The sequence below is a fragment of the Streptomyces sp. NPDC002088 genome (assembly GCF_040296605.1).
GTDB lineage: Bacteria > Actinomycetota > Actinomycetes > Streptomycetales > Streptomycetaceae > Streptomyces.
On sequence record NZ_JBEOXO010000107.1, the window covers coordinates 1 to 1,762 of the forward strand.

The window sequence follows — 1,762 nt, forward strand, 5'->3', positions numbered from 1 at the left end:
CAATAAACTGCTGAGGTAGATCATATATTTTCGCAACTGTTTCTAACTCCTTTTCTTGATGAGATTAACCCTATTTGGTTCTGTTGCGAAGTTTGAAAATCAAACGCGCCCGCTCTGAACTCCAAATATCTTAGGCTGGTATTCCCATTAATACCTTGATTTCAGTAGACACCGAAAAGCCGAAGAGCGTTCCATTTCTTCGGTTCTTTTTATATATTCCTCGAAGGGTCTCCATGCCCTTAATCGTGGAAGAGGCTGTACGGAGACTTTGATAAAATTTATTCCGTCGTTTAATAGGTCGATGGTCTTGTTCTATTAAATTGTTAAGATACTTCACAGTTCGGTGCTCTGTCTTAGGATATAAACCCACACTCTGTAACTTTCTAAAGGCGGAGCCAAGAGAAGGTGCTTTATCAGTCACAATTGCTTTCGGCTCACCAAACTGTTTATGGAGTCGTTTTAAGAAAGCATAGGCTGCTTGCGTATCCCGTTTCTTTCGTAACCAGATATCTAAGGTTAAGCCGTCCGCATCAATTGCACGATAAAGATAATGCCAACGTCCCTTAATTTTGATATAGGTTTCGTCCATTTTCCATGAATAGAAGGATTGTCTATTTTTCTTCTTCCAAAGATAATAGAGGACTTTGCTGTACTCTTGCACCCAACGATAAATCGTAGTATGACAAACATTTATTCCACGATCATATAACAATTCCTGAACTTCACGATAGCTTAGATTGTAACGCAGGTAGTAACCAACAGCGACAATAATGACGTCTTTTTTGAATTGTTTGCCTTTAAAATGATTCATTACTCTGTCCTCTCTGTCTTTTTTCTCAATTTTACACTAAAATAGATTTTTTGGAAAACTTTGCAACAGAACCCCTAAAACCATGGATGAACGAACAAAAAATCTCTCGTATTTTGTTTGTTCATCCACTAAAAATATGCGAACAGTATGGCTTCATTCAATCCTGTTCTTACAAGTCAAAAGCATCGAATCGTCCAAGGACGATTCAACAAAAAAAGTAGTCGTTTTTGGACGACTACTAAGTTCTAAACATTCATTACCCAAAATCAATTTGGTCTAACATCGTTTCTCGACTAGCTTGATCTAATCCAAGATATGTTAAAGTCATGGCTTCGCTTGAATGGTTTAATAAATGCATGACTAAACCAATATTATAATTCGACTGCGTATAAACACGATAAGTGCCTGTTTTACGCATGGTATGCGTCCCTAGATAGTTGATTCCTAAAAGATCACCAACACGTGCCATGGAGCTATACTATAAAAGTGGACAGAAAATTGGGTGTTATAATCTGTCTATTAAGACACAAAAATGAAAGGACTTTTATGTCAGGTTTTAAACGTTACGATGAGGATTTCAAACAATCGCTTGTTAATCTCTATCAAACTGGTAAAACACAAACTGAACTCTGTAAAGATTATGGCGTATCTTCTTCTGCACTTGCAAAATGGATTAAGCAGTACTCTCAAGTGCGTCTTGAAGATAATACGGTGTTGACTGCTAAACAGATTCAAGAATTACAAAAAAGGAATGGCCAACTAGAGGAAGAAAATCTGATCTTAAAAAAAGCGAGTGCCATATTCATGCAAAACTCCAAGTAAGATTGAAAGCCATCTATCGACTCAGATTTGAACACACGACAGTTAAAGGGCCGTGCTGGCCGACCCAAAGGCGGGCGAGGGAGCCGTGGGCGGACGGGCCGCCACGGCGGCGGCTATAGGGGGCGGAGA

Annotated in this window: 2 protein-coding genes and 1 pseudogene; 1 reads left to right on the top strand and 2 read right to left on the bottom strand. The window is 39.0% G+C overall.

The window, feature by feature from the left end:
- Nucleotides 1-130: 130 nt before the first annotated feature.
- Nucleotides 131-811, bottom strand: a complete 681-nt coding sequence (locus ABT114_RS50330) for an IS6-like element ISS1N family transposase (RefSeq protein WP_081196305.1) — start codon at nucleotides 809-811, stop codon at nucleotides 131-133.
- Nucleotides 812-1,067: 256 nt separating this feature from the next.
- Nucleotides 1,068-1,280, bottom strand: coding sequence for a site-specific integrase (locus tag ABT114_RS50335; RefSeq protein ID WP_351154098.1), 213 nt, complete (start codon nucleotides 1,278-1,280; stop codon nucleotides 1,068-1,070).
- Nucleotides 1,281-1,357: 77 nt separating this feature from the next.
- Between ABT114_RS50335 and ABT114_RS50340 the strand changes: the two are divergent.
- Nucleotides 1,358-1,677, top strand: a pseudogene (locus ABT114_RS50340) (transposase); the annotation flags it as partial.
- Between the last annotated feature and the right edge of the window lie 85 nt (nucleotides 1,678-1,762).

Excerpts from the sequence above, each read along its gene's own strand:
- ABT114_RS50330 (WP_081196305.1), bottom strand. The coding sequence starts at position 811 with ATGAATCATTTTAAAGGCAAACAATTCAAAAAAGACGTCATTATTGTC.
- ABT114_RS50335 (WP_351154098.1), bottom strand. The coding sequence starts at position 1,280 with ATGGCACGTGTTGGTGATCTTTTAGGAATCAACTATCTAGGGACGCAT.